Source organism: Lysinibacillus sphaericus, assembly GCF_000600105.1.
GTDB classification, from domain to species: Bacteria; Bacillota; Bacilli; order Bacillales_A; family Planococcaceae; genus Lysinibacillus; species Lysinibacillus sphaericus.
The window spans coordinates 2,792,958-2,819,451 of the sequence record NZ_CP006837.1; the positions used below are offsets into that span (position 1 = coordinate 2,792,958).

Annotated in this window: 28 protein-coding genes and 1 pseudogene; 10 read left to right on the forward strand and 19 right to left on the reverse strand. The window is 37.4% G+C overall.

Translation table 11 applies throughout. The annotated features are described in order from the left end of the window. Positions 1-4 precede the first annotated feature (4 nt). On the reverse strand, positions 5-250 hold the full coding sequence (locus T479_RS13330; RefSeq protein ID WP_024361120.1) for a YkuS family protein: 246 nt from the start codon (positions 248-250) through the stop codon (positions 5-7). Between the two features lie 197 nt (positions 251-447). Between T479_RS13330 and T479_RS13335 the strand changes: the two genes are divergently transcribed. Next, positions 448-996 carry a GNAT family N-acetyltransferase gene (locus tag T479_RS13335; protein ID WP_025219895.1) on the forward strand — a complete coding sequence of 183 codons (549 nt, stop codon included), beginning with the start codon at positions 448-450 and terminating at the stop codon, positions 994-996. A gap of 41 nt (positions 997-1,037) precedes the next feature. On the opposite strand, the gene T479_RS13340 is transcribed toward T479_RS13335, so the two are convergent. The 4 genes from T479_RS13340 to T479_RS13355 all read right to left on the reverse strand — a co-directional run bounded on the left by T479_RS13340 (position 1,038) and on the right by T479_RS13355 (position 5,775). Beyond that, the gene (locus T479_RS13340; protein WP_025219896.1) at positions 1,038-2,270 is read right to left on the reverse strand and encodes a DNA polymerase IV; all 1,233 of its coding nucleotides are present in this window, start codon (positions 2,268-2,270) and stop codon (positions 1,038-1,040) included. Between the two features lie 207 nt (positions 2,271-2,477). After that, positions 2,478-3,665, reverse strand: a complete 1,188-nt coding sequence (gene argJ, locus T479_RS13345; protein ID WP_052599504.1) for a bifunctional glutamate N-acetyltransferase/amino-acid acetyltransferase ArgJ — start codon at positions 3,663-3,665, stop codon at positions 2,478-2,480. A 23-nt stretch (positions 3,666-3,688) separates the two neighbouring features. Further along, complete coding sequence (locus T479_RS13350) at positions 3,689-4,153, reverse strand: N-acetyltransferase (RefSeq protein ID WP_025219897.1); 465 nt, start codon at positions 4,151-4,153, stop codon at positions 3,689-3,691. A gap of 218 nt (positions 4,154-4,371) precedes the next feature. Then, positions 4,372-5,775, reverse strand: coding sequence for an aminotransferase-like domain-containing protein (locus tag T479_RS13355; RefSeq protein WP_025219898.1), 1,404 nt, complete (start codon positions 5,773-5,775; stop codon positions 4,372-4,374). 126 nt (positions 5,776-5,901) lie between these two features. Between T479_RS13355 and T479_RS13360 the strand changes: the two genes are divergently transcribed. Then, positions 5,902-7,065, forward strand: coding sequence for an aminotransferase-like domain-containing protein (locus T479_RS13360; RefSeq protein WP_024361126.1), 1,164 nt, complete (start codon positions 5,902-5,904; stop codon positions 7,063-7,065). Positions 7,066-7,110: 45 nt separating this feature from the next. On the opposite strand, the pseudogene T479_RS13365 reads toward T479_RS13360, so the two are convergent. Beyond that, a pseudogene (locus T479_RS13365) lies at positions 7,111-7,730 on the reverse strand (helix-turn-helix domain-containing protein). Positions 7,731-7,786: 56 nt separating this feature from the next. On the opposite strand from T479_RS13365, the gene T479_RS13370 reads away from it, so the two are divergent. After that, positions 7,787-8,383 carry a LysE family translocator gene (locus T479_RS13370; protein ID WP_025219900.1) on the forward strand — a complete coding sequence of 199 codons (597 nt, stop codon included), beginning with the start codon at positions 7,787-7,789 and terminating at the stop codon, positions 8,381-8,383. Between the two features lie 67 nt (positions 8,384-8,450). Here T479_RS13370 and T479_RS24205 read toward each other — a convergent pair whose 3' ends face one another. From T479_RS24205 to bioD, 5 genes are all read right to left on the reverse strand, one after another. Continuing rightward, positions 8,451-8,573, reverse strand: coding sequence for a hypothetical protein (locus tag T479_RS24205; RefSeq protein WP_255313762.1), 123 nt, complete (start codon positions 8,571-8,573; stop codon positions 8,451-8,453). Positions 8,574-8,923: 350 nt separating this feature from the next. Continuing rightward, on the reverse strand, positions 8,924-9,922 hold the full coding sequence (gene bioB, locus T479_RS13375) for a biotin synthase BioB (protein WP_024361129.1): 999 nt from the start codon (positions 9,920-9,922) through the stop codon (positions 8,924-8,926). Further along, positions 9,922-10,512, reverse strand: a complete 591-nt coding sequence (locus T479_RS13380; protein ID WP_025219901.1) for a biotin transporter BioY — start codon at positions 10,510-10,512, stop codon at positions 9,922-9,924. Before T479_RS13380 ends, bioB begins: the two co-directional genes overlap by 1 nt. 4 nt (positions 10,513-10,516) lie before the next feature. Next, positions 10,517-11,884, reverse strand: coding sequence for an adenosylmethionine--8-amino-7-oxononanoate transaminase (bioA, locus tag T479_RS13385; protein ID WP_025219902.1), 1,368 nt, complete (start codon positions 11,882-11,884; stop codon positions 10,517-10,519). Next, positions 11,865-12,569 (reverse strand): dethiobiotin synthase, encoded by a 705-nt coding sequence (bioD, locus tag T479_RS13390; protein WP_024361132.1) that lies wholly within the window; start codon positions 12,567-12,569, stop codon positions 11,865-11,867. The genes bioA and bioD overlap by 20 nt, the downstream gene beginning before the upstream one ends. A gap of 253 nt (positions 12,570-12,822) precedes the next feature. On the opposite strand from bioD, the gene T479_RS13395 reads away from it, so the two are divergent. Then, positions 12,823-13,287: a hypothetical protein gene (locus T479_RS13395; RefSeq protein WP_024361133.1), complete on the forward strand. Its 465-nt coding sequence runs from the start codon at positions 12,823-12,825 to the stop codon at positions 13,285-13,287. 24 nt (positions 13,288-13,311) lie between these two features. Here the strand turns inward: T479_RS13395 and T479_RS13400 are convergent, their stop codons facing one another. Next, positions 13,312-13,878, reverse strand: a complete 567-nt coding sequence (locus tag T479_RS13400) for a TetR/AcrR family transcriptional regulator (protein WP_158497891.1) — start codon at positions 13,876-13,878, stop codon at positions 13,312-13,314. 107 nt (positions 13,879-13,985) lie between these two features. Here T479_RS13400 and T479_RS13405 point away from each other — a divergent pair, with 107 nt between their 5' ends. After that, the gene (locus tag T479_RS13405; protein WP_025219903.1) at positions 13,986-14,510 is read left to right on the forward strand and encodes a hypothetical protein; all 525 of its coding nucleotides are present in this window, start codon (positions 13,986-13,988) and stop codon (positions 14,508-14,510) included. A 308-nt stretch (positions 14,511-14,818) separates the two neighbouring features. Here the strand turns inward: T479_RS13405 and T479_RS13410 are convergent, their stop codons facing one another. From T479_RS13410 to T479_RS13420, 3 genes are all read right to left on the reverse strand, one after another. Beyond that, positions 14,819-15,865, reverse strand: coding sequence for a hypothetical protein (locus tag T479_RS13410; RefSeq protein ID WP_025219904.1), 1,047 nt, complete (start codon positions 15,863-15,865; stop codon positions 14,819-14,821). A gap of 53 nt (positions 15,866-15,918) precedes the next feature. Beyond that, complete coding sequence (locus T479_RS13415) at positions 15,919-16,383, reverse strand: MarR family winged helix-turn-helix transcriptional regulator (RefSeq protein WP_025219905.1); 465 nt, start codon at positions 16,381-16,383, stop codon at positions 15,919-15,921. 152 nt (positions 16,384-16,535) lie between these two features. Then, positions 16,536-17,432, reverse strand: a complete 897-nt coding sequence (locus T479_RS13420; RefSeq protein WP_025219906.1) for an AraC family transcriptional regulator — start codon at positions 17,430-17,432, stop codon at positions 16,536-16,538. Between the two features lie 106 nt (positions 17,433-17,538). On the opposite strand from T479_RS13420, the gene T479_RS13425 reads away from it, so the two are divergent. Next, positions 17,539-18,462 (forward strand): EamA family transporter, encoded by a 924-nt coding sequence (locus T479_RS13425; protein WP_025219907.1) that lies wholly within the window; start codon positions 17,539-17,541, stop codon positions 18,460-18,462. A gap of 183 nt (positions 18,463-18,645) precedes the next feature. Beyond that, positions 18,646-19,692, forward strand: a complete 1,047-nt coding sequence (locus T479_RS13430; protein ID WP_025219908.1) for a Cj0069 family protein — start codon at positions 18,646-18,648, stop codon at positions 19,690-19,692. 56 nt (positions 19,693-19,748) lie between these two features. Here the strand turns inward: T479_RS13430 and T479_RS13435 are convergent, their stop codons facing one another. Beyond that, positions 19,749-20,381, reverse strand: a complete 633-nt coding sequence (locus T479_RS13435) for a LysE family transporter (protein ID WP_024361140.1) — start codon at positions 20,379-20,381, stop codon at positions 19,749-19,751. A gap of 242 nt (positions 20,382-20,623) precedes the next feature. Beyond that, on the reverse strand, positions 20,624-21,442 hold the full coding sequence (locus T479_RS13440; protein WP_227665355.1) for a tetratricopeptide repeat protein: 819 nt from the start codon (positions 21,440-21,442) through the stop codon (positions 20,624-20,626). A gap of 297 nt (positions 21,443-21,739) precedes the next feature. On the opposite strand from T479_RS13440, the gene T479_RS13445 reads away from it, so the two are divergent. The 3 genes from T479_RS13445 (at position 21,740) to nspC (ending at position 24,623) form a co-directional block, all read left to right on the forward strand. Next, positions 21,740-21,928 (forward strand): hypothetical protein, encoded by a 189-nt coding sequence (locus tag T479_RS13445; RefSeq protein ID WP_024361142.1) that lies wholly within the window; start codon positions 21,740-21,742, stop codon positions 21,926-21,928. Positions 21,929-22,257: 329 nt separating this feature from the next. After that, positions 22,258-23,487, forward strand: a complete 1,230-nt coding sequence (locus tag T479_RS13450) for a saccharopine dehydrogenase family protein (protein ID WP_024361143.1) — start codon at positions 22,258-22,260, stop codon at positions 23,485-23,487. Then, positions 23,484-24,623: a carboxynorspermidine decarboxylase gene (gene nspC, locus T479_RS13455; protein WP_025219910.1), complete on the forward strand. Its 1,140-nt coding sequence runs from the start codon at positions 23,484-23,486 to the stop codon at positions 24,621-24,623. Before T479_RS13450 ends, nspC begins: the two co-directional genes overlap by 4 nt. Before the next feature lie 65 nt (positions 24,624-24,688). Here the strand turns inward: nspC and T479_RS13460 are convergent, their stop codons facing one another. Both T479_RS13460 and T479_RS13465 read right to left on the reverse strand, forming a co-directional pair. Then, positions 24,689-25,177 carry a chemotaxis protein CheW gene (locus T479_RS13460; protein WP_024361145.1) on the reverse strand — a complete coding sequence of 163 codons (489 nt, stop codon included), beginning with the start codon at positions 25,175-25,177 and terminating at the stop codon, positions 24,689-24,691. An 18-nt stretch (positions 25,178-25,195) separates the two neighbouring features. Next, a complete protein-coding gene (locus T479_RS13465) occupies positions 25,196-26,317 on the reverse strand; it encodes a M20/M25/M40 family metallo-hydrolase (RefSeq protein WP_025219911.1) in 1,122 nt (373 codons plus the stop codon). Between the last annotated feature and the right edge of the window lie 177 nt (positions 26,318-26,494).

Here is a 26,494-nt window from a genome sequence, read left to right on the forward strand (position 1 = left end):
TTCTTTAATGGAAATATTGATCTACACGTTGTATTACTTCATCAGCGGAAAGCCCAGCTGCATCGATAATAGGACCTGCCATAATAGGATCACTAATGCCCATGACATCTCTATCTTGTCCTGTAATTACGCAAGCATCACATTTTTTTGCATCTGCTTCATTACGAAGCTGAATCACTTCATACCCTTTTGCTTTTAAAGCATCTTCTACGTTTGATAATGATTGTTCAACACCAATAATTTTAGACATTCTTCTTCCACCTCCTATATGTTAATGTGCCATATAGGTTACCTAATTATTCACTTATTTTATATTTTATTATGTACAAATAACACAGGCTTCAGATAGCTACAAAATCACCTAACAATATACATATAATCCAATTCCACATGATATACTGTAAAAAAGTTTTAAGCTTTAATCACTAACAGGATGGGAGGATAAACATGATCTATAGTAAAACGGCCAAAACAATAGAAACAGAGCGCTTACTGCTTCGTCTATTTCAGGAATCAGATGCACAAGCAGTCAGCAATTATTGTAATAATTATAATATCTATAAAAGCACATTAAATTTACCTTATCCCTATTCATTAGAATGTGCACTCACATGGATCGCAAATCATGAAAAGCATTATGATCTAGATACTATGTATGAATTTGCTATAACAGACAAACAAAGTGGACAGTTATATGGGGCAATCGGTATTTCCAATCATTCACAATATAAAAATGGTGAAATTGCCTATTGGATTGGTGAAGAGCATTGGGGCAATGGCTATGCAACCGAAGCCGCTAAAGCACTAATTGATTTTGTATTTACAGAGAAAAACTATCATCGTGTTTATGCTCGCTATTTTAAATCAAATCCCGCTTCTGGTAAGATTATGGAAAAGTGTGGTATGCGATATGAAGGTACTTTAAAAGATCATATTTATAAAAATAATACATTTGAAGATATTGTTTTTTACGGGATTATTAACCCAAAAGAATAAAGGGCAAACGAGGTGCTTACGTCATAAAAACGTAAGCCACCTTATTTAAGATCATCTAAAAAATCTTTACTAAAGCTCGTCTGTGATTGAAAAGATGATCGTTTTGCAATATCTGCTCCTCGTTTAATGATGCCTTTGCCAAATCGTTCTTCTATCTCATCCACTACCTTTAAAATTGGCTCCTCTTTGATATGCTCTTCAAAATTAAAAAATGTTAATTGCTGTGTCATTTCTTTCATATTGCTGACATTCGAAATGGTTACGCCTAATAATCGGACAGGCTCCTCATTCCAATGTTTTTGAAAAAGGCTCCATGCGTGTTCAATAATATCTTCTTTTAAATAAATAGCATTGTTGACCGATTTACTGCGCGTATAGGTTTTCCAATTAGCTGTACGGATTAAAATACTCACCGTGACGCCAGCAAGTTTTTTAGCATTTAATCGATCCGCTACCTTTTCAGAAAGTGTAGTAATAAGCTTATATAATTCACCTCTATCCGTCGTATCGTGCGAAAGTGTTGTCGAGTTCCCTACACTTTTCGTATCATATATTGCCTCGGGATCAACAGGTCGATCATCCTCACCATTCGCCTTCTGTTTCATACGAACACCATTGATGCCAAATTGTTGCTTTAATAGCCGTTCATCCGCCACAGCTAATTCTCCAATTGTTTGTATACCCAACTTTTTCAACTTCTCGGCTGTGCTTTTCCCAATTCCATGCATTTCTATGACATTCAATGGCCACAGTATTGATGGTACATCACGCTTACGTAATATGGTAATTCCCATCGGCTTTTTCATATCGCTTGCCATTTTCGCTAAAAACTTATTCGGTGCAACACCTATTGAACAAGGCAATTGTAGTTCGTTCCAAATGCGGTCTTGTATGCCTTGTATAAGGCCCATTACATTTTGACCTTCTACCATCGGCAATTGCATATACCCTTCATCAATAGAAACTGGTTGAAGAATTTCACTATATTCTTTCAATAAGCTAAAAAATGCTTTTGAAGCTGCTCGATATCGCTCAAAATTCGGTGGCAGAACAATTAAATCGGCACACTTTCTTCTTGCCTCACCAACATTCATCGTTGTATAAACACCACTTTTTCTAGCTTCATAGCTACATGTAATCACGATACCTCTACGCTCTTTTGGATTACCTGCAATGGCGATTGGTTTTCCTTTTAATGAGGGATCGTAAATTTGTTCCACTGAGGCATAAAAGCAATTTAGGTCAATATGCAAAATAATTCTTCCTTTATGCATTTTCTCTCACCTCATTAATTATTATCTACATACATTTTTAAAAGAAAGAATGTATCGTTTCTTCGTCATGTTAATCCTTCAATTTAAACTTTTTCTATAGTTTATCACATATAAGAACTTTTGTTCCTTTTTTCACCCACTTGCATTTTTTGCGACAAAAAAAGTGCAGGTACTGTACAATGATTGCACAATAGCTGCACTGTTATTTTATGTTGTATAGGAACCATTAATTTTCACATAGTCATAGGACAAATCACAACCCCATACAGTAGCTTCTTCCTTGCCTAATCCGAGAGATACTTTAATCTGGATTTCAGAATTCTCAAGATACTCTTGGATGACAGATAAATCGACGGTATCGATTGGTTTCCCTTGATAAATTAACGTTTCACCAAAATAGATGGAGATGTTTTCAGGATTAAGGTCTACTTCATCTTCACATTTACCAATCGCCATGGCTATACGTCCCCAATTGGCATCTTTTCCAAAAATAGCGGTTTTCACGAGTGGCGAATTCACAATACTTTTAGCCACTTTTTTTGCTTGTGCAAAGCTCGATGACGCATTGACAGTGACTTCAACTAATTTTGTAGCGCCTTCCCCATCACGGGCAATTTCTTTTGCCAAGTCAATGCTCATATTATTTAACGCTTCAGTAAATTGCTTGATATCCACTTTTCCTGCTAATCCATTCGCCATAATGGCTACTGTGTCACTTGTACTCGTATCGGTATCGACACTAACCATGTTAAATGAATGATTCACGGCTTCTTTAAAAATTGTTTGTAAAGTCGCGGCTGGAATTTCTGCATCTGTTACAAAGTAGGATAACATCGTAGCCATATTCGGCTCTATCATGCCAGAACCTTTTGCAATACCAACTAGTGTAGCATTACCGACTTTGCATATTTTACATTTTGGATAAGTATCTGTCGTCATAATTGCTTGTGCTGATTTTTCTAAGCCTCCTTCTACTAACTGTTCTTTAAGATTGATGATTCCATTTTTTATTTTATCCATTGGTAATTGATGCCCAATTACACCAGTTGAAGAAGGTAAAATATTTTCAGGTGCAATTGCTAACTCTTGTGCGACCAAGTTGACAATTTCTTGAACATTGCGAATCCCTTCTTCCCCTGTTGCGACGTTCGCATTTTTACTGTTAATGACAAAACATTGTAATTTACCGTTTGCAACATTTTCCTTACCAATGGGGATAGGTGCACCACAAAATTTACTTTGCGTAAACATAGCAGCTGCGTTTGCTACAGTAGATGACATAATAACCGTGAAGTCTAGCGTTTCATCTTTAATACCGAGGTTCTTCACACAAGTATAAAATCCTTTCGGCATCATTGTTTGCATATCATTTTCTTTTTTCCCTAGTTCTTGCATTGCCTATTCCTCCTTTTCAACTTTTAGTCTGCAGTTTCCAAATATTTAACCATCGCTACTTCATCGCAATTATTAATTTTTGGGCAATTCACGCAATCCGTCCAAACCTTTTCTGGCAAATCATCTCTTTTGACAATTTGAAATCCCAGTTTTGAAAAAAACTTTACTTGATATGTTAAGGATATTAATCTTTCCACCCCTAATTTGGGACTCTCCTGAATGATATGTTCCACTAACATTCGACCGATTCCTTTTTGTTGGTAATCTGGATCTACGACTAAGGAACGAACCTCTGCTAAATCTTGCCCTAAGACATGTAGCCCTGCTACCCCAACAACCTTAGCATTGTCCTTAACAACATACAAACACTGTAACTGTTGATAAATTGATAATAAGGAACGAGGTAATACAATCTCTTTATCTGCGTAAATTTTGATTAGTTCATAGACAGGTGTAACATCAGCTGTTGTAGCATTATATATTTTCATAGATTTCTCCTTCTTCTAAAAAAATTAATATGTTATAAATATGCACTAAACTGATTTAAAATGCAATTTGTTTTTGTGAAAATTTACAGAATATTTGAAGCGCGGGTAAAAGTTTATGATTCGCGGGTAAACTTTTGGAAACCGCGCTGTTACGCTCAACAGTAAAAAAGTGTTAGATTGCATGCAATCTAACACTTCTCCCTTCAACTCATTCACTGTTAATCTACAAACGCGTAGTCACCATCACTTTCAAGCAATTCCTTTAACACCGTTAAAGCTTGCTCAAGCTGTGTGCTATTTTCTGGTGCCGTAATTGCCAACCGTACAGCATTTACTGGTTTGGCATTACCTACTGCAAAACGTTCTGCTGCATAGACTTGGACGCCCGCTTTCGAAGCAAGTAATTCAAACTGCACACCTGTAAATTTTTTCGGTAATAGAAGCCATCTAAACATGCATTCAGCATCACCTAAAATATTGTATTCACCTAAATACTGATTCACAAGCGCATTTTGTTGTTTAGCATATAAGCGATGTTTCTCTAATATCGTTTGCGCGACACCATCTTGAATTAGTCTTGCTGTAAGCTCCACCATAACAGGTGATACCGAAATATTGATATTATATAGTGTTTCAATAATTTTCTTTCTTAATGCACTAGGCGTCACAATAAAGGATAACCTTAAACCAGGTGATATCGTTTTGGACACGCTGGCAATATACACTACCTTTTCCGGTGCATAAAAGGCGATTGGCGCTAGTGGTTGCTCCTTCAAAAAGCTATAAATGGCGTCCTCTATCACGATCAATCCTTTTTGCCTTGCCACTTCTGCTATCATTTTTCTTGTTTCCAAAGACATTGTATGGGTTGTAGGGTTATGAAAATCTGGAATCACATAAAGACCTTTAATATGTTCATTTTTACAAGCATACAATAGTCCTTCTTTTGTCATCTCTCCATTTTTTTGCTGAATGGCAACTAGTTGAATACCAAGCATATTGGCTGCCGTTTTGATTCCTGCATATGTAATAGGATCTGTTCCAATACGATCTCCTGGATGAAATAAAGCGGCTAATGTGCCGACAATTGCATTTTGACCTCCTGCACCAAGCAATATTGGTTGATCCGTTTGAAATCCAACCTTTTCTAAAAGTTTTGCTGCTGCTTCAGTTTGCCATGCATTCCCTTCTGGTCGACCATATTGAAATAACTTGCTAACATTAGAATCATTCAGCATTTTCTTCATATAACGTGTTATTTCTTCATTTGCATACGCATCTGGTAAGACCGAACCTAACTCGATTAAATGACCAGCATTACTTGTCGGTAATAAAATTTTATTTGCCGCTGCATCAGAAGAAACAAATGTACCACTCCCGATGGAGGCATAAATTAATCCCTTTTGTCCGCACAGCTTAAACGCTCGTGTAATTGTACTTAAATTGACATCTAAAAAATCAGCCAGTTCTCGTTGTGGTGGCAACTTAGTCCCTGGCAATAAAACGCCTTCCTTAATATCCTGCTCTAACTGCTCTGCAATTGCGATATAGATTGGCGCAGAAATATTGCTTATATTGGGCTTCCAGCTCATTGGGTATTCATCAAATGAGTTAAACGGCATGTTTTAACCCCTTTCTTTTGGATTTGCATACAATATATAATTGTCTTGCATACAATCATAATATTGTATGCAAATGATTACAATGCTATAATTTTTAAAAAATCAGAAAAAGGGACCGATAAAATTATGCAATATTCTGAAAGAATCTTAAACACACCATCTTCATTCATCCGTAATATTTTAAAAGTAACGGATGCCGAGGATGTCATTTCCTTTGCAGGTGGGCTACCAAACCCCATCTCTTTCCCAATCGATGCATTAAAAGCATCTGTTGACCATGCGATTCGTGAAAATGGCAGTCGATTATTCCAATATTCATCTACACAAGGCTATGCACCTTTACGTGAATACATCGCAGCTAAATACAAACGTGTTCATGGGTTAGATATTAGTGCAGATGATATATTGATTACAACTGGTTCACAGCAAGCGCTTGAACTGATTGGTAAAGTACTTATTAATAAAGGGGACGGCATTGTCATTGAGGAACCAGGCTATTTAGGCGCGATTCAAGCCTTCACATTAAGTGAGCCTAATTTCTATGGTGTAACCCTTGAAAACGATGGCCTTAATTTAGAAGAATTAGAGAATGCGTTACAGCAGCCAAACGTAAAATTCATCTATACAGTACCTAACTTCCAAAATCCAACCGGTCTTACGTATTCAAAGGAAAAACGTCAACAAATATATGACATTATTGCTAAATACGACGTAGCATTAATTGAAGATGATCCATATGGAGAACTACGCTTCCAAGGTGAACCACTTCCTTATATCGGTGCCGGAAAACTCGAAAATAGTATTTTACTAGGTTCTTTCTCTAAAACAGTTACACCAGGTATGCGCCTTGGCTTTATTATTACGAAAAACAAAGTGTTAATGAAACATATTGAAACAGCAAAGCAAGCAACTGACCTACACACAAACATTTTCTCACAATATGTGATTTATGATTACTTAGCAAATAATGATTATACAGAACACGTAAAAAAAATCATTGCTTTATATAAAAATCAATCTGATGCAATGCTAGATGCGATGCAGGAATTCTTCCCTGCACATGTTGAATACACTCGTCCAGATGGTGGGATGTTTATTTGGGCGACAATGAATAACGGTGTCGCAGCTTTGGACGTCTTTAATAAAGCAATGGAACAAAAGGTCGCTTTCGTTCCTGGCGATCCCTTCTATACGTCAAAAACAGGTGTAAACACGATGCGTCTGAACTATACAAATGCAACACCTGACATTATTCGTGAAGGCATTAAACGTTTAGGCAGCATTTTATAAGTAAAAAAATCGGATGAGCGCTATCCATAAGCGCACATCCGATTTTTATCTTTCATTTGGATAATAGATGGTCATGCCTAGCTTCGTTAATGTATCACCTGCATTACGATAGTCATGCGGTCTGTCAGCTTTAAATCGAATGGAATCACCACTTTTTAAAGTGTAGGTACGGTCATTGACACAAATCATTAGTTCCCCTGCAAAAACAGTAATAAATTCCTCTGTGCCTTCTTTATGACCCTCTGCGCTTAAGTGACCACCTTGATCAATCTCTATTGTATAGATTTCAAAACGACTATCTTCTTGAAATGGAAAATTTGGATACACTCTATATTTTCCATTATCTTCTGATAATACTGGTATATCCTTTTTCAGTACGACTTCTGTTTCCGACTGCGGCTGATGGATAAGAGTTGTAAAGGATACCTTTAAACCAGTTGCAATTTTCCAGATAGTTGTAAGCGTCGGACTAGACTCGCCTCTTTCAATTTGTCCAATCATCGTTTTACTAACGCCACATAGCTGAGACACTTTTTCTAAACTAAGTTTCTCTTTTTCGCGAATAGCTTTTAAATTCCTTGCAAAAATTAAATGAATTTCCTCCAATACAAGCACCCCTTAAAAAATTGTACAATATAACGACCTTTATGTATAATAAAAAACAGGACGTTATATAGTTTATTTTAGACGATATAACGCACAAAAAATGAGGAGGTCTAAAATGCCTTACATATCCTTTTTAGTATTCGTTATCATTACAAGCTTTACACCCGGGCCGAACAACATTATGGCAATGGCCTATGCCAACCAATATGGATTAAAAAAAACGATGCAGTTTTGTCTCGGTGTGGGCATTGGCTTCTTTACAATAACCGCTTTAAGTAGTTTTTTTAATTTTGCTGTTAGTCAAATTATGCCCATTATTACATTTCCATTAACGATTTTAGGAGTAGGCTATATGTTGTATTTAGCTTTTAAAATTGCGACAACCAAAGGCCATGTAGATTCGAATCCTGACCATCTAGAGGAGCATAAACGAAACCTTTTACTACTTGGAGCCTTTCTACAGTTCGTCAATCCAAAAGGAATTTTGTTTGGCATTACGGTCGTTGCGACCTATATTTTGCCGTATTACACTTCCTATATGAGTTACATTTTATTTGCATTATTTTTAGGGTTTGTCGGGATTATAAGTACATTTAGCTGGGCTCTATTTGGCTCTACCTTTCGAAAAGTACTTTTACAGTATCAACAACCATTCAATATTTTCATGGCAATTTTATTAGTTTACAGTGCTTTCTCCATACTTTTTCATTAACAAAACCCCTCATTGTACGTTATATTGTACAATGAGGGGTTATTTTTAGATTTAAATCGACCAAGTATTATTTTGTATATGTTAATACGGCATTTTTCTTAAATTTTGCTAATGCGGCTGTTGCCTCATTTTTGTTTGTATATTCAAAAATACGCACATTTTTTTTCTCAAAAACTGTAATAACCCACATCTTAACCTCTCCCTTGCCTATTATTTTTGTAATATAACAATCACCTAACATGTGATACAAAGAACAAACTGTCTTATAACAACTCTTGCTAATTTTCATTTTACGCTCTTTTTTTAAAAAATAAAGCTTTATGTGAAGCCCTTCACAAACTGTTCAATTTCAAAACGCTTTCATTGAACATTTTGTGAAAACCATCATTTTATAGGTATATTATCGGAACCATTTATTTACCTTTCTCCTTCTCTTTTATCGACCAAAAACCGTCTGTGCGCCTTTTCCACGACGCTCACACGGTTTTGAGGTAATCATATTGTGTAGTAGTAGATTTTATTTCATAATGATTGGTTGAATTAAGAACAAAATGCTTCTTCTTGCTTTTGTGTCAGCTCGATTTCAAAGCCCAAATCTTCAAGCATACGATAATCGCTATTGGCTTCTTGTCCTTCAGTAGTTAAGTAATCCCCAACAAAAATACTATTTGCTGCATACAGTCCAAATGGCTGAAGGAATCCTAAATTGACTTCGCGACCACCGGAAATTCTAATTTCCTTCGAAGGATTCATGTAGCGGAATAACGCTAATACTTTTAAGCAATAGCGAGGATTTAAGTCCTGTGTTCCTTCAAGTTTCGTTCCATCAATTGCATGTAAGAAGTTAACTGGAATTGAATCTGCGTCCAACTGATGCAATGCGCGTGCAATTTCCACGACATCCATTTTCGTTTCTTTCATCCCAATAATGGCTCCAGAACATGGGGAAATACCATGTTTCTTTACAACCTCAACGGTATTAACACGATCCTCATATGTGTGCGTCGTCGTAATATAGGAATGGTGACGCTCTGATGTATTTAAGTTATGATTGTAGCGATCAACACCCGCTTCTTTTAATTGTTGTGCTTGTTCTTCTTTTAGTAAACCTAAGCAAGCGCAAACTTTTAAGCCATATTTTGCTTTAATTTCTTCAACGGCTTCACTCACTACATTGACATCTTTACGAGTCGGCCCACGTCCGCTTGCGACGATGCAATACGTACCAATTTTATTTTCAAACGCACGCTTTGCCCCCGCTAATATTTCTTCTTTTGTAATGAACGGATATTTCTCAATAGGAGCAGTCGATTTAGATGACTGAGAGCAATAGCCACAATCCTCTGGGCAATAGCCACTTTTAGCATTCATAATCATATTTAACTTTACTTTTTTCCCGTAATAGTGCTTACGAATGGCAAATGCGCCGTCCATTAGCTTTAAAATATCATCATCATCACTATTTAAAATGGCAAGTGCCTCATCATCGCTAATTACCTTGCCTGCAATCACTTCATCTGCTAATTGTAACCAATTCACTAAACATTCTCCTTTTCAATTTGCACAAGTTTTATAGCTCTAGCGGAACGGAATACTTTATATAGACGTTCAGCTAAAAGGGCAGAAGCAATTGCTAAGCAAAAGTCTGCAACAATACTATTGACAAAGCCTACTAAAAATACATGAGACCAACTTGATTTCATGTTTAACCATACATTTAATGCTACGTATAAATAAGGTACTGCGACTGCATAAATAATGATAAGCCCTATAATATTGGCAACAATGAAATGCTTTTTCGTTGGTGATTCTACTCGATCAATCATATAGCCGATTACTAATGCAGCAAGAGCAAATCCTATTAAGTAACCAAAAGTCGGCTGCAATACATATGTAATGCCTCCACCTTGTGTAAAAACTGGCAAGCCAACTAAACCTATTCCTATGTAAACTAGCTGACTTTGAAATCCATTGCGACCACCGAGTAAGCAGCCCGCTAAAAAGACAAAGACAATTTGTAATGTAAACGGCACGAGCGGTAATGGAATTTTAATGAAGGCACCAACTGCTGTTAATGCAGCAAACATCGCAATCATCACAAGTGATAACGTTGACTGTTGTTTCATCATGCCCTCATCCCTCCCGCTCTTCAAAAAATTGAACAATTGTATCTTTTGTTGTTTGAATCATAAATTGCATTTCATCGTCCGTTATAATGTATGGTGGCATGAAATACAAAACATTCCCAAGTGGACGAATCAGTAACCCTTTTGCTAAAGCCCTTTTGTATATTTGATAGCCGATGCGCTCCTCACTCGGTAATGGCTCTTTGGTATCGCGATTCGCCACAAGTTCAATCGCCCCGACAAACCCAACTTGCCGATATTCACCAACAAAAGGTAAATCAATAAAAGCCTCCAAGGCTAGCTTTCGCATGCGTTCACCTTTGTCTTGCACAACGTCTATATACTGTTCCTCTTCAAATATCGCCAATACCTCTAGAGCAACACGGCAAGCAAGTGTATTCCCTGTGTAACTATGTGAATGTAAAAACGCCTTCATCGTGGCGTAATCATCATAAAATGCCTGATATACTTCATTCGTCGTCATTACGACAGACAATGGTAAGTACCCACCTGTTAAACCTTTTGATAAACACATAAAATCCGGAGAGATATTAGCCTGCTCACAGGCAAAAAGTGTTCCTGTGCGCCCAAAACCTACAGCAATTTCGTCTGCAATTAGATGCACATCATATTGCGTACATAATTCACGTAAACGTCGCAAATAAATAGCTGGATACATTTTCATCCCTGCTGCCGCTTGAATGAGTGGCTCAATAATAACCGCCGTAATTTCCTTATGATGCATGCGCAACTGATCCTCTACAAAACTAATACATTGGGCATGGCAACTATCCGGATGATGCTTAAATGGGCAACGGAAACAATCTGGGCCTTGTGCTCGTACCGTATCCAATAACAGTGGTTGATACACTTCGTTATAAAGATCTACGCCACCGACGGATAAAGCACCTAATGTTTCACCATGGTAGGCATCCGTTAATGCCAAAAAGCGTTTTTTTTGCGTTTTCCCCGTTTGCATATGATATTGAAAACTCATTTTTAAAGCGACTTCTATAGCAGATGAACCATTATCTGCAAAAAATACTTTTTGTAAACTTTGTGGTGTTAAAGCTACTAATTTTTGTGCGAGTTTAATCGCTGGCTCATGTGAAAAATTCGCAAAAATTGTATGCTCCAACGTAAATGCTTGTTCACTTAATGCTTGGCTAATACGTGGATTGGCATGTCCAAATAAATTGACCCACCATGAAGATACCGCATCAAGATAGCGTTGATTCTGTTCATCATACAGCCATACACCTTCGCCTTTTTTTATAACGATTGGTGGAAAAGCCTCATAATCTTTCATTTGTGAGCAAGGATGCCAGACATGTTGTAAATCTTTTTCTTGTAGCTCAGTTAATACTTGTTTCACGTCTAATCAGCCTTTCAAACAATGATGTGCCCGTAATTGCATACTCATTAATGTCCGACAGCTCTTCCAGCTTTGGTATCGTCATATAGGGCAATGTATAATACTGTAAAATCGTTTGAATATTGTCTTGCTCCATCCTGCTCCCCATATCACCGTTAAATACAAGACCAAGCACTTCAATTTTCCGTGTAGTCAATGCCTCTAACGTTAAGAGCGTATGGTTAATTGTTCCTAGTGCTGTTCGTGTAACCACGACAACGGGTAGTTTACTTTCAACAATGACATCCAACAATGTCGTTTCGCCACATGCATCTAATGGCACAAAGAGCCCACCCGCTCCTTCACAAATAACAACATCCCATGTTTGCTGTAAAAGTTGCATTTGCTTTAATAACTGCTGTGTGTCAATTTGCTGCCCCTCCAGTTGAGCCGCAAAATGTGGCGATGCAGCCTCTTTAAATGAATAGCCATTTAAATTCTCTCTGTCTAGCAATTGCAAGGAATATTTTTCATACATCGCTGTGTCGAAGTAATAGGCTTGTTCACCATCATACACTTCACCAGTTTGGACTGGTTTATAAGGCGTTACACGTACGCCCTGTTTTTGCAAATTACGCATTAATAATGTGGTGACAAATGTTTTTCCAACATCTGTATCTGTTCCAACAACCCAAAAGTGTTGCAACTGTACCTCCCCCTCTTTTAGTTAACCAACTATAGTTTTTAAGTTAACACATTCTTTTTCCTTTTGTAAATGCCTTTTTTTGCATTTTTACATAAATGATTCAGATAATGCTTTTTCCGAGGGTATTCTATCCTAAATTTCACTCGATTGATCGGATATTCACCCCGTTTTATCAACGTTGGATTATTTCCCAAGAAATATTAAAGGGTTTTTATCATAGGTTGTAGTATTAATCAAAACAGGGGGTGGCAAAATGTTTGGACTATTTAAGGAGACAGATAAAAAGCTAGATACATATGAACAAATGAGCAGTATTTTAAATACTTTGCTTACTTACGAAATAAGAGATTTACCGTTGCGTTATGAATTTTGGTATCGTGTAGCTATTCGGCAAGAAGAATATCGAACATTGCAAGCAGAACATCGAGAAAAAATATCAATGCATACGGCCATAGGAAGGTTTCATCAAGTTCAATATGAGGATACGAAACAGAAGTGTGCAAAGCTTGAACGACTGACGGATATTTATAAGTTATTGTGTATCGAGGAAGAACGTCAAACAATGAATCACCGTCTATCTTTCCACAAGGAAGCAATAGAGGAGATTTATAGGCATGTGCAAAAGAAACACCTTTATACGTATAGCGATTCCGTACAACGTCAATTTTGGGATGCCGTTAGTGAAGACATACTAAAAGCAATTGCCCATCTAGATTAACACTAGATGGGCAAACCACTTGTTTTATAGTTTTAATACTTTATCTATTTCTTTTTCAATTAAACATTGAAGTCGCACTTTATCCATTGGTACTAAGCCCATTAAAACATGCAGGGCAAGACCATCAATAAATGCATGTAAATGGACAATTTCATCGTGTAGTACTAGTCCATCTTGCAGTAAATTTTGTTGTTGTAAATAAGCAAATATCTTTTCAATACCGCTCAATATATTTTCTTCTGACGCTTCTCCACTTCGCACCTTATAAGAAACAAATTCTAGCCAAACTTGCATTTCAATAATATGTTGTTCAGAGATTGGCACGAGCTCCAAAAGTACTGCTACAATAATTTGCTTAATCGGTAGTGGCTTTTGTAAATGCTGGGCAATACGCTCATTTACTTGCTGCTCTACTAACTCCATCGCAAATACGATTAATTCCTCATGCGTGTTAAAATAGTAACGAACAGCACCTAATGATAAATTTGCCTCCTTTGCAATTGAACGTACTGTAGCACCTCTAAGTCCATCCCTAGCAATTACATTCCACGTGGCTTTCGCGATACTCGCTTTTCTTTCTTCATGATTCACTATTTTTGGCATACTTCAAGTATAGACTATTTTAATACATTTGTATTATTTAAAACTTTATGGTAATTTTATTTAATACAACCGTATCAAAATAATGGAGGGTTTTTATGATTGCTTGGATTATCGCTGCAGAAATAGCATTTTGGATTGTCATATTAATAGCTTTGGTTTGTAGATACCGTTTTAACAAGCCAAAACTAAGCATTTTCTTTTTTGCCCTTACACCTGTTATAGACCTTCTATTAATCTTGCTAACTGCTATGGACTTAAAAGCTGGTACACCAGCATCCGCTTCTCATGGTATTGCCGCTATCTATATAGGTGTCTCGATTGCCTATGGGAAGACAATGATTACATGGGCAGATGAAAAGTTTCAACAATGGTTTTTAAAAATCCAGATAGAAAAACAGCGGTTAACAGGATTGGCGAAAGGAATCCATGAAGTAAAAATGCTCGGTTTACATGTTCTCGCCTACATTATTAGTACTAGTTTATTGTACGCGATGATTGTATTTATTGGTCAACATACCGATACGTCTTCCCTACTACAAGTGATGAAAATTTGGGGGATTGTTTTAATAATCGATGCCGTCATTAGCCTTTCTTATGTCATTTTCCCTGGCAAAAAATAATAGTCGTGTTCTCTTGCCCCTTGCATGTGGAAAGGGATTGGTTGGATAGGTATTAATCGTGCAATACATAAAGATGTATTTAATAACAAAGCAATTACTAACCTAATAATTTCCAATCCATCCCCTTAGCTATCTAGAGGCTGGGACAAAAGAGAAAAAGTGTTAGATTGATAGCAGTCAATCTAACACTTTTTTGCTGCGCCGTTATTGTCCGCTTCGGCGGTGCTTTCCACTCAGCGCAGAATGCCCGCTTCTTACGCTGTGTGCGTTCTGTGCAGGAGTCACCGCGTCCCAGCCTCTTTAGCTGTTTACCATTCCCCTTTATTTTCCTCCATACCTTGGCGTAATATGTCTCTTAATTCCTGTACTTGATCGACTTTGATTGCCACTTTGTTATAACGCTTTTTCAGACCTAACATAAACGTTACTTCCACCGGTTCTTTCATCTGCAATATCATGTGAGGATAGGCTTCTCCAAAGTCACGTGCAATAAAATCGATTGTATCTTTCGATAATTTTTCTTTTAACAGTTCTGGGTTTTCTTCCACTTTTTCAATCGCATCGAAGCGAATGGTCGCTCGCTTCATTAAACCTAAAGATAAATATAATGAATCAGAGGTTGCGTAAATAGGATTTAAGCGAATTGCCTGCATGTCAGCTATAAAAAATAACACAGAGTAAATATTTATAATGAGTAATAAGATGGATAATAGCATGGATTTCTCATGAAGCCACCAGTGGATACCAATAGTCTCTATCACGATGGCATGAATCATCATTATCTGAAAGGCGATATAGCTAGAGTTTTTATGTAACGTTAATCCCGCCCGTTCTTTTCGCTTCCAACTTGCAAATCCGTAGTAAAGAACGAGTAAATCTGTACACAGCATCTGTATAATCCGATACTTTGGAGCATGTTTTTCAACTGCTTGTGGAAAAGAAAAAATGTCTGGTAAAGAACTTGCCCGCACATCTGCTATCATTTTAGGTAAGTAATATACTAACGTTGTAACAAATAATAGTTCGGTCACGATAAGTGCCCCTTCAATTGCAAATCCAGCCCATGTCACCGCCACATACGGTTGCAAATGATCCATTGGAATAATGAAGCGTGCTGCAATACAACCTGTTGCGGCCAAAACAATCGCATACTTAATAGAAAACTTTCGTTTATACAACATAAATAGTACTGGTATTACGACGATAAAGTCGAGTAATGAGCCAAATACAACGCCCGCTGTTTCTGCTGGTAAAATGGACATACCTAATCCTGTATTATAAAGCGAATAGTTGCTAATTAATACAACGACTAAAAACGCCATCCAGATGTTTTGTTTCTTTTTTAAGACCATCATTTCGAATCTCTCCTTTAACTATTAGACTGCTACACGTAATGACATCACTCTTTTCATATTTCCTCTACCATGCCTTCTTTCAAAACAATGTTATTTAATTTTTGAATAATCTCCTTCAATTGGACTAATTCTGATCGTTCAAGTTTCGAGTAATACTTGGCAATAATATAGTGCTTAATTTCTTCTTCCCGCTCGAAATACTGATTACCCGCTATATCTAAGTGGACAAAAATTTCACGGCGATTTTTGGGGTTAATTTGTCGGATTACATATCGTTGATCTTCAAGTTTACTCACGAGTTGACCAACAGCACTTGAAGTAATATTCAAATAGTGCGCAATTTGTCCAATGGTTACACTTTTATTTTTATGGATAAAATCCATAAGTATTATTTGCTTTGTAGACAAATCATCTGTTACTAAATGCTGATGGACTTTTATAAAATGGCTATCCATCGAGTAAATCGCATCGTTAATTTCCTGTACGAGTGTATATAATGCGTCATCATGTTGGTCCATACAAAATCATCCTTTAAGTTAGGTTAATAGTTAAGTTGACTTTAATATTAAGTTTATTTTAAAATAGAGTGCATCATTTGTAAACAATTTACAAGGAAAGCAAAGTTTTTAATGTATGAGCATGTCCTGAAATATTCACTTTTCTCCGAACACTACGTATTGCGCTGTTCAACTAAAAATTTTTTGCGATACGCATGTGGTGAATAACCCGTATATGCTTTAAAACGCTCAATATAGTAACTAACTGTACTAAAGCCTGTGTCTGATGCAATAAAGGTGATGGGTTTGTCACGATCACGCAACAACTCCATACTTTTCCTTAAACGGTAATGGGATAGATAGGTAAATGGTGTCATACCGACTACTTTTTTAAAAAAACGACTGCATTCTGCCTTGCTGATAAACACATGTGCAGCTAATTTTTCCAGGGTTATTTTTTCTTGATAATGACAATGAATGTAGTCAAGCATTTCTTTTGCACGCTCATGTTGCACGATCATAGAAGCATGTATCGTTTCCTCAGTAAGCTTCGATTGCATTAAAATAGCCTCCCAAATCGATAATAATCCCCTCCATACCTGAAATTCAAAAAAGGCATTTCGTTCTTTTAATAATTGGGCAACACGTTCTACAGCTTGTGCTAGCTCACCAGAAAGCTTAACAAATGGTAGTCTATTATTGGCTATATATGGTTGCACATATTTAGATGTCAACACACTGCTTTCATGACCGCCTAAAAATTTCGGATCAACATTTATACAAAACAGCAACGACTGGTCCACCTCATTTGGTTTTGCTTCATGTAAACATGCTGCATTGACAAATAGCCCTTCTCCCGCCTCAAGCAGTATGATGTCCGCACCTACACGATAGTTGACACGTCCACTTTTGACATAGACGAACTGTATTTCTTTATGCCAATGTAATGGCAAAAAATCCAACCGATCTACTTGTAATGTCGTTTCGTATAAAGCAATTGGAAATGCATTCGAACCATGTATCGTTAATTCTTGTAAATCCTTCGCTACTTTAATATGCGTCAATGTCAATGCAAACACCTCAATATATTGATAGTTTAAACCGTTAATACGATATTTTTTACAATGAAAATTATATATTATTTTTTTATATTGATAGTTTAGGAGATGTTAGAAAATGAATCAACAACATAAAAAAAACCGTGCTTTTGGTTTTATGCTTGTCATTCTTGGTGCAAGCTTTTGGGGAATTGGCGGAACAGTTGCGCAAAAACTATTCCAGCAAGAACATATTGAAGTTGGTTGGCTCGTATCGAGCAGATTGCTTGTTGCTGGTATCTTGTTAATTGCCATTTACAAAATAACACATCGTCACCAATCCATTTTTGTTATGTGGCGAACAAAGCAAGATGCATTCAGACAAATTCTTTTTAGTCTACTTGGTATGCTTGCTGTGCAATATACATATATGATGTCCATTGCAATCGGAAATTCTGCTGTAGCGACTTTATTACAGTATTTAGCGCCACTTTTCATTATCAGTTACTATATTATTAAAAAATACAGTAAACTCACCAAACAAGATGGCATTGCTGTATCACTTACACTAATCGGTACGACTTTATTGCTGACAAACGGTTCATTTTCCACACTTTCTGTACCGTTTATGAGTGTATTTTGGGGTGTGTTATCCGGTCTGGCTGTCGCTTTTTATACATTGTATGCCGTACCGCTTTTACAACAATTTCATTCATTACTTGTAGTCGGTTGGGCGATGCTCATTGGGGGTGTCACCATGAGCATATTCTATCAACCATGGCACATTGAGCTATCGACCTGGACATTTGCGACTACTGCTTATTTTTTCTTTATCATTATTTTTGGTACGATGCTTGCATTTTGGTTTTATATTGCCAGTTTGCATTACCTATCCCCAAAAGAAACAAGCTTACTTGGTAGTTTGGAACCTTTAATGGCCGTCATCACAAGTGTTCTTTGGCTACAAATTCCATTTGGGGGCTTCCAAATGATTGGCACATTACTGATTCTATGTATGATTTTATATCTTACGGTGTTTCAGAAGAAAAACTTAGAATTGTAATTTAAAGCCAGTTTAATAGTAAATAACTCCGAAATTTGATTATTCAAAAAATAATTAGTCGTAAACTACTATACGAGAACATTTCCACCATGAAATTATATATAAAATTTACATATTTCGTATATCTTTTCTCCTTGTTTGTCCAGTATACTAAAAAATATCAAGAAGTTAAGGAGGCTATCTATGAATAAAAAAGTTATTTTCTTCGAAGTACAAGGCGGCACTGACAAGGGACCTGACGGCTACAGACTTGATACAATGCCGATGGTCAATGCACTTAAACAACGTGGACAAGATGCGGAAGTAATATTTTTTGAGGTAACAAAAAAGGACGAAATTTTTGACTACGTAAAAGAAAATGGCGTTTCCTATGTATCTCGCATTAATCCTGGTAATTTAGAACATGAGGAAGAATATTTCGAAATGCTACGAGAGTTATGTGCAGCAGGTGTGATTGGCATGCCTCATCCGGATGCAATGATTGGCTACGGTTCGAAAGATGTATTATCGAAATTAGTGTCTACCAATTTAGTACCAGATGATACATTTGCTTATTACACGATTGAGGCATTTAAAGCACAATTCCCTACTTCCCTTGCACTAACGGAACGTGTCTTAAAACAAAATCGAGGTTCAACTGGCGAAGGTATTTGGCGAGTAAAATTAGTCGAGCCCCTTGCTGCTGACATAACAGAAATACCTCTTGATGCCAAAATTAAATGTACTGAAGCAAAAGATAATCATGTAGAGTATTGGGAGCTAGGTGCATTTATGACGTTTTGTGAGCAGTACATTACTGGCACAAATGGAATGTTAATTGATATGCGTTTTCTTCCTCGTATTACTGAAGGCGAAATCCGCTTATTTATGTTGCGTGACAAACCAGTTCACGTGGTACATAAAAAACCAGCCGATACTGAAGATGCCTTTAGTGCTACACTTTTCTCTGGTGCGCAATATCGCTACGATAAACCAGAGGATTGGGAACAACTTGTACAAAACTTCTTAACACAGTTACCACTCGTTACCAACTTATTAGGTAATTATGATTTACCACTTATTTGGACAGCCGATTTTATGCTAGATACAAATGAGGCAGGCGAAGATTGCTATATTTTAGGTGAGATGAATTGTTCTTGTGTAGGCTTTACTTCTGAACTGGCTTTGGCACATCAAGTAGCGGAAGAAATAATCGCTTGCATTGAGGAACATCGCACAATTCCAGCATAACGATGATGACAACCTAAAAAGGCATTGAGAATCTACTTCTCAATGCCTTTTGTCGATTATCTGTACATTTTAATTCCTTGAATAAATTCATAAATAAAGTAACCTGCGAAACCAATTAATAACACGCCTGATATCATTGTCAGGGTTTTAATCATTTTTCGACTCATCGCCTTACGTGTAACCGAAACAATGGTCATCAAACCTATGTCGTGCAGTAAAATACCGCTAAGTATACCAGCAGCTATTACTAGGAAACTTGCTGACTCTCCTTTGTCATACGATTTTGCTAGAACTACACCGAATACATTTACCCAAAAAACAAGGTTTCCTGGCGAAATGGCTACCAGAAGCCCGTTGCGATACGATGTGAAAAACGATTTTGTTACCTTTTCACCCGCTAGCGTAATGTCTTGATCGGCATTTTTGATAGAATCTAACCCAAGTAAAAACAAGAAGCCGGCGCCAATAATCCACATAGGCAGCTGAATTAGCGGCATAGCTAATATAGAAGCAAGCCCCATATACAGAGCAAAAACTAATACTACATCAACCGTCATACCGCCAAGCCCTACTGCCCAGCCATGCATAAAGCCATTTTTTAGCCCCTGCTTGGTCATTTCGACCGTGATGGCACCTACAGGCATTGCTATAGCAAGCCCTACTAATACATACGCAACATATAAACTCAAACAAACACTTCTTTCATGCAATAAAATAAGCTTCTTACGTCCGTTTATAATCCTATTCTAGCATAAAAATACAGAAATGTAGTGCCTGCCACTCAAAAAATTTATAAATATACAAGTAAATATCTACTGAAACGCCCGTCGTTAAGCATATTTACTAAGTGCCAGTCACTCAAACAATTCATAAATATACAAGCAAAGCCTGCATAAACGCCCGTGGAATACTATGATTAAAAAGCTCGTCCTTATAGCATTTGTTTCTTCCACTGTGTTAGTAAATCCTCTGACTTAGCGATGTCCACCTTTAACGCCACTTGCTTAGCAGAGCAGCGTTTTTTGGCTTTCGACCAAGCTTCCTCTAGTGCCGGTAAGTAACTTAAATTTTTGGTAGCTGCAACTAACTGGAAAAAGATATTCCCTTGAATATAATACCAACGAGCATTCATGCCATCTAGCTGAATCGCCTCTTCAATGAGACGAAGTGCCAAATACGGGCTCGCTTCCATATGATTAATAAATTGCGCAAATGCTCCCCAATACAGTGCTATATTCGGTTGTAATTTAATCGCTTCCGCATATTGTACCATTGCTTTATCAGGCTCTTTTGCGAGTACAAAATATTCAGCCATTGTATAGTAAGCATTTGCTTGCGCTTCGATAGACCCTGCTAATAATTCATCTACCACTCGACCAAATTGCTCATCGTCCTGACTGCCAATATAGGCACTAAGGACATCACGCTCTGGATACGATCCATCCGCACGTTCGACACTTTGCTTCACATTATCTGCAGTGTGGACTGGCATAGTAGCATAGCCATTAGCCTCTAAAAGTGCCACATGCTGTTGAATAATAGGAAAAGAATCATCCGCTTCAAATAATTCGTTCTTTAATAATGCCTTCGCCAAGGTATAGCTTTCTTTCACTTGTCCACTGACAAATAATTCATTTATTTGTTGTACTTGTTCATTAAATTGATTGATCACGATAAAATCCTCACCTTCACCAAAGAGCTTTCTTATTGGTAGTTTACCATCTTTAGAGCGAAAAACAGCAATAATCATAAAACCAATGCATTCTTATGCTGTTTTTTTAATATAAATAATGTCAGCCTACTTGCAACACCATGAAGAATAATCGGTTTCAAGCGCATTGCAACGTCAGCTTCAAAAAGCACCATTCATCATTCATAGAAAAATAACCATTATTTCCATACGAAATTTAGATAAATCCCTCCATCTTTCAAACTTTTTCACATAATAATAGTTATTATTTGGATATTTTTTCTGAATTATGAGATAATTGAAGTAAAATATTTTCATCTTTGGGGCAAGTAAATTTTATTTTAGGAGGGGCTTGCTATGAATAAACGTTTTCATCTGTTATTACTTATTATGGGCAATTTATTAACACTTGGAGCCATTTTTATTTATGCTGTGCAAAGTCAAGTGCAAGTGGCCTTCAGCACCTATGGCCTCGTGATGGGATTATTAAGTACGCTGTTAATCATTATTTTTTATTTATGGGGCGATGCAGAACCCCACCTTTGAGTGCCAGTCACTCAAACAATTTTTAAACAATTTAAGGTGCATGACTACCAAGTAAAAATCCATGGAGACTTCTGCTATCTACGCTAAAGCATAACCCAATAACTCAACTATGAGCGTTTTTGTAACCTATGTCGTGCAAGCCAGAATACGCAGTGGATTTTTACGCGTTAGGTGCTCAGCTATCAGGGTATCCCCCTCTAATTACGGCTAATAAATGTTGAAATAAAAAATTTTTTGTAGAAATTTAAAAACAATGATTGAGTAGTAAATCAATTTTCTGTATAATCAGCTTGTTTGACAATACTTTATATGAACTTGGGGGTAGACAATTGGGTAAAGCATTGATTATAGGAGCTGGCGGAGTAGCCAGTGTTGTGGTACACAAGTGTGTTCAAAATTCGGACGTATTTGAGGAAATTTGTATCGCAAGTAGAACTGTTTCAAAATGTGACGCTCTAAAAGAAAAACTAGACGGCGGAAAAACAAAGATTCATACTGCACAGGTAGACGCTGACAATACAGATGAATTAATCGAACTTATTAAAAGTTTCGGACCAGATGTTGTCATTAACGTAGCGTTACCTTATCAGGACTTAACGATTATGGATGCTTGCTTAGCGACAGGTGTGCACTATGTGGATACTGCAAACTACGAGCCACCTGAAACGGCAAAATTTGAATATAAATGGCAATGGGCTTATAAAGAGAAGTTTGAAAAAGCTGGCTTAACGGCATTACTTGGTAGTGGTTTTGACCCTGGTGTAACAGGCGTTTTCACAGCACATGCTCAAAAACATGAATTCGACGAAATCCACTATATCGATATCGTAGATGCCAATGCTGGTGACCACGGTTATCATTTCGCAACAAACTTCAATCCAGAAATCAATATTCGCGAAATTACAGCGAATGGTCGTTACTGGAAAGAAGGCGAGTGGATTGAAACAGCACCACTTGAGAAAAAAGAAGTGTATAACTTACCAGAAATCGGGCCAAAAGATATTTACCTGTTATACCATGAAGAATTAGAATCAATTGCTAAAAACATTAAAGGTCTAAAGCAAATTCGATTCTGGATGACATTCTCTGAAAAATACTTAACACACTTAAAAGTATTAGAGAATGTAGGCATGACTTCAATTGAACCAATCGAATTCGAAGGGCAAATGATTCAGCCAATCCACTTCTTGAAAGCCGTATTACCAGATCCAGCATCATTAGGACCACGTACAAAAGGTAAAACAAATATCGGCTGTATTATCCGTGGTTTAAAAGATGGCAAGGAAAAAACGTACTACGTGTATAACGTATGTGACCACGAAGCGTGCTATAACGAAGTTGGTTCTCAAGCGATTTCTTACACAACTGGCGTACCAGCAATGATCGGTGCAATGCTTGTTATGAACGGTCAATGGCAAAAACCAGGTGTCTGGAACGTAGAAGAATTCGATCCAGATCCATTTATGGATGCATTGAACAAATGGGGTCTACCATGGCAAGAAAGCCATAACCCAGAATTACTTGACTTAGAGATCGAAGCGAAGGAAAGTAGCCGATGAAACCAATTGATTTCACAAAAGTTCCATCACCTTCTTATGTAGTGGATGAACGACTATTAACAAAAAATCTTGAGCTTTTAAAGTCGATACAAGATCGTACGGGCTGCCGTATTTTACTTGCTCTAAAAGGGTTTTCTATGCATTCAACATTCCCTTTAGTTGGTGAATACTTAGCTGGGATTACATCAAGCTCACTTTTTGAAGCCCGTCTTGGCTATGAAAAAATGGGCAAAGAAGTTCATGTTTATGCTCCTGCTTATGTAGAGCATGAAATGGACGAGCTTCTTGGCTATGTTGATCACATCGTCTTTAACTCTTTCAACCAATGGGCACAGTACAAGGATAAAGTAAAAGCTGCTGGCAAAACAATTGAATGTGGTATTCGTGTTAATCCTGAGTACTCTGAAATTGAAACAGCACTATATGATCCTTGCTATACGAACTCTCGTCTTGGTACAACATTAGCTAACTTCGACAAATCTCAGCTTGACGGTATTGATGGCTTACACTTCCACGCAATGTGTGAGCAAAACTCTGATACATTAGAGCGTATAATTGAAAAAGTCGAAGAAAAATTTGGTGATGTTTTACACCAAATGAAATGGCTAAACTTTGGCGGTGGTCACCATATCACACGTGAAGATTATGATGTAGAAAAACTAGTGAATATCATTAATTATATTCAAGATAAGTACAATCTCCTTGTGTATTTAGAGCCTGGTGAAGCAGTAGCACTGAATACAGGCTACTTAGTTGCAACGGTTCTTGATATTCAGAAAAACGGCATGGACTTAGCTATTTTAGATACATCGGCAACTTGTCATATGCCAGACGTACTTGAAATGCCTTACCGTCCGATGATTATCGGGTCAGGTCAAGCAAATGAGCTAGCATACACATATCGCCTTGGTGGACTTACATGCCTTGCAGGTGATGTTATCGGTGATTACTCATTTGTAGAACCTTTAAAACCAGGCGATCGTCTTGTCTTTACAGATATGGCCCACTACTCGATGGTTAAAAACCATATGTTTAACGGTGTCAACCTACCATCAATCGTTTCATATAACGATGAAGAAGGTATTAAAGTCATTCGTGAATTTAAGTTTGAAGACTATAGCGGTCGACTTTCTTAATCCAAATGAAAACCCCCTCCAACATTGGAGGGGGTTTTCATGTTATTCCTTTTGTTTATCAAAACTTATGCTTCTACGTTTTCTTTTTCATTTTCCAGCATTTTGTGCAAATAATTGATAATTTCTCGAATGCCATCTAAAGAATTTACAAGAATTTTAGGGTCTACATACGTAATCATACGGTTTTCTAAATTGGCCACTGCCGTAAAGTAACGTGTTTTGGAATAATTAACAAGCCCCATTTGCTTTAAAATGGACTCATCTAAATCAAGAATTTCACGTGCCTCTGTTACGAGCAAGCCATAGTTCACGACATCCGTATTGAGGACAATAATACGTGCTGTAGCCGCATTTGATGAACGATTATAGAGAATACGTTCAAAATCCAATACAGGAATTAGCTCTCCTCGATTTCTTGTAAAACCTAATAAATAATTTGGTAAATGTGGAATGGGCGTTATTTGCTCTAATTTTTCAATTGAGATTGCTTGCTCCACCGGTACTGCATATTCCTCTGTACCACAAGCGAAAACTACTGCCTTTACACTTTCCATTAGGTCACTTCCTTCTTTTTAGCGCTCGTGTTTAGCTGACTCTTTCACAATTTCCACAAGTAAATCTGCTAGTTTTTCTAATTCTTCTACAGGAATCTTTTCATTTGTTGTATGAATATCTTCATAGCCTACTGACAAGTTCACAGTAGGGATACCAAAGCCTGCAATAATATTGGCATCTGATCCGCCTCCAGATATACCTAGTTGTGGCGTGCGGTCAATGTTGCGGGCTGCTGCCATTGCTACTTGAACGACTTTGTCTGACTCTGTAACACGGAAACCAGGATACATTAGTTTCACTTCTATCTCTGCACGTGCACCCATTGCAGCGGCAACTTGTTCGAACGTATCTTGCATATGTTGAGTTTGGGCATCAAGTTTTGTCTTATCAATAGAGCGTGCTTCTGCTAAAATCGTTACTTCATCGCACACTATATTCGTTGCTTGACCGCCTTCAAAGCGACCAATATTAGCTGTTGTTTCTTCGTCCAAACGCCCAAGCTTCATTTGTGCAATACATTTTGACGCAACTGTAATCGCTGACACACCTTTTTCAGGAGCAACGCCTGCATGCGCTGTTTTGCCGATGATTTTGGCAAAAATTTTCGCTTGGAATGGCGCTGCTGTCACGATTCCACCTACTTTGCCATCACTATCTACCGCAAAGCCGTATTTTGCACGAATAATTGAAGGGTCCAATTCTTTCGCCCCCACAAGTCCGCTTTCTTCTCCTGCTGTAATGATGAACTCGATATCACCATGTTCGATTTGCTGTTCTTTTAAGCGTTTTACCATTTCAAACATCGCTGCTAGACCCGCTTTATCGTCTGCGCCTAAAATCGTTGTGCCATCAGAAACGATATAACCATCTTCACGTAGAGACGGTTTAATGCCCTTTCCTGGTACAACTGTATCCATATGAGAAGTAAAATAGATTGGCTCAATGTCTAATGAACCTTTTAATGTCGCAATAATATTGCCAGCTCCATGACCATTTCGAGTATGTGCATCATCTTGCACTACTGTAAAACCAAGTGCTGTTAATTTGTCGATTAATACCGGCGCAATTAGTTGTTCATGTTTTGTTTCTGAATCGATTTGTACGAGCTCAAAAAACTCTTCTACTAAACGACTTGTCATGTTGTAAGACTCCCTTGATTTACGTGTTTTCCACGTCATAATATAAGTATTAGTTTAGCACAATGACTGAAGAGTTGGAATAATACGCTAGTAGTAACTTCTTTATTTTGTCTTTTCATTCCGTAGAAATCCATGAATCGTTGGTAACCCTTTAGCAAGCGCCCTAGAGTTTATAGC

Coding starts and splice junctions, on each gene's coding strand:
- T479_RS13415 (WP_025219905.1), bottom strand. CDS start 16,383: ATGGACCAACATGATGACGCATTATATACACTCGTACAGGAAATTAAC.
- T479_RS13440 (WP_227665355.1), bottom strand. CDS start 21,442: ATGATTATTGCTGTTTTTCGCTCTAAAGATGGTAAACTACCAATAAGA.
- T479_RS13360 (WP_024361126.1), top strand. CDS start 5,902: ATGCAATATTCTGAAAGAATCTTAAACACACCATCTTCATTCATCCGT.
- T479_RS13350 (WP_025219897.1), bottom strand. CDS start 4,153: ATGAAAATATATAATGCTACAACAGCTGATGTTACACCTGTCTATGAA.
- T479_RS13430 (WP_025219908.1), top strand. CDS start 18,646: ATGAATAAAAAAGTTATTTTCTTCGAAGTACAAGGCGGCACTGACAAG.
- T479_RS13460 (WP_024361145.1), bottom strand. CDS start 25,177: ATGGAAAGTGTAAAGGCAGTAGTTTTCGCTTGTGGTACAGAGGAATAT.
- T479_RS13425 (WP_025219907.1), top strand. CDS start 17,539: ATGAATCAACAACATAAAAAAAACCGTGCTTTTGGTTTTATGCTTGTC.
- T479_RS13395 (WP_024361133.1), top strand. CDS start 12,823: ATGTTTGGACTATTTAAGGAGACAGATAAAAAGCTAGATACATATGAA.
- T479_RS13330 (WP_024361120.1), bottom strand. CDS start 250: ATGTCTAAAATTATTGGTGTTGAACAATCATTATCAAACGTAGAAGAT.
- argJ (WP_052599504.1), bottom strand. CDS start 3,665: ATGCAAGAACTAGGGAAAAAAGAAAATGATATGCAAACAATGATGCCG.
- T479_RS13370 (WP_025219900.1), top strand. CDS start 7,787: ATGCCTTACATATCCTTTTTAGTATTCGTTATCATTACAAGCTTTACA.
- T479_RS13335 (WP_025219895.1), top strand. CDS start 448: ATGATCTATAGTAAAACGGCCAAAACAATAGAAACAGAGCGCTTACTG.
- nspC (WP_025219910.1), top strand. CDS start 23,484: ATGAAACCAATTGATTTCACAAAAGTTCCATCACCTTCTTATGTAGTG.
- T479_RS13410 (WP_025219904.1), bottom strand. CDS start 15,865: ATGATGGTCTTAAAAAAGAAACAAAACATCTGGATGGCGTTTTTAGTC.
- T479_RS13405 (WP_025219903.1), top strand. CDS start 13,986: ATGATTGCTTGGATTATCGCTGCAGAAATAGCATTTTGGATTGTCATA.
- T479_RS13380 (WP_025219901.1), bottom strand. CDS start 10,512: ATGATGAAACAACAGTCAACGTTATCACTTGTGATGATTGCGATGTTT.
- T479_RS13355 (WP_025219898.1), bottom strand. CDS start 5,775: ATGCCGTTTAACTCATTTGATGAATACCCAATGAGCTGGAAGCCCAAT.
- T479_RS13465 (WP_025219911.1), bottom strand. CDS start 26,317: ATGACAAGTCGTTTAGTAGAAGAGTTTTTTGAGCTCGTACAAATCGAT.
- T479_RS13340 (WP_025219896.1), bottom strand. CDS start 2,270: ATGCATAAAGGAAGAATTATTTTGCATATTGACCTAAATTGCTTTTAT.
- T479_RS13445 (WP_024361142.1), top strand. CDS start 21,740: ATGAATAAACGTTTTCATCTGTTATTACTTATTATGGGCAATTTATTA.
- T479_RS24205 (WP_255313762.1), bottom strand. CDS start 8,573: ATGTGGGTTATTACAGTTTTTGAGAAAAAAAATGTGCGTATTTTTGAA.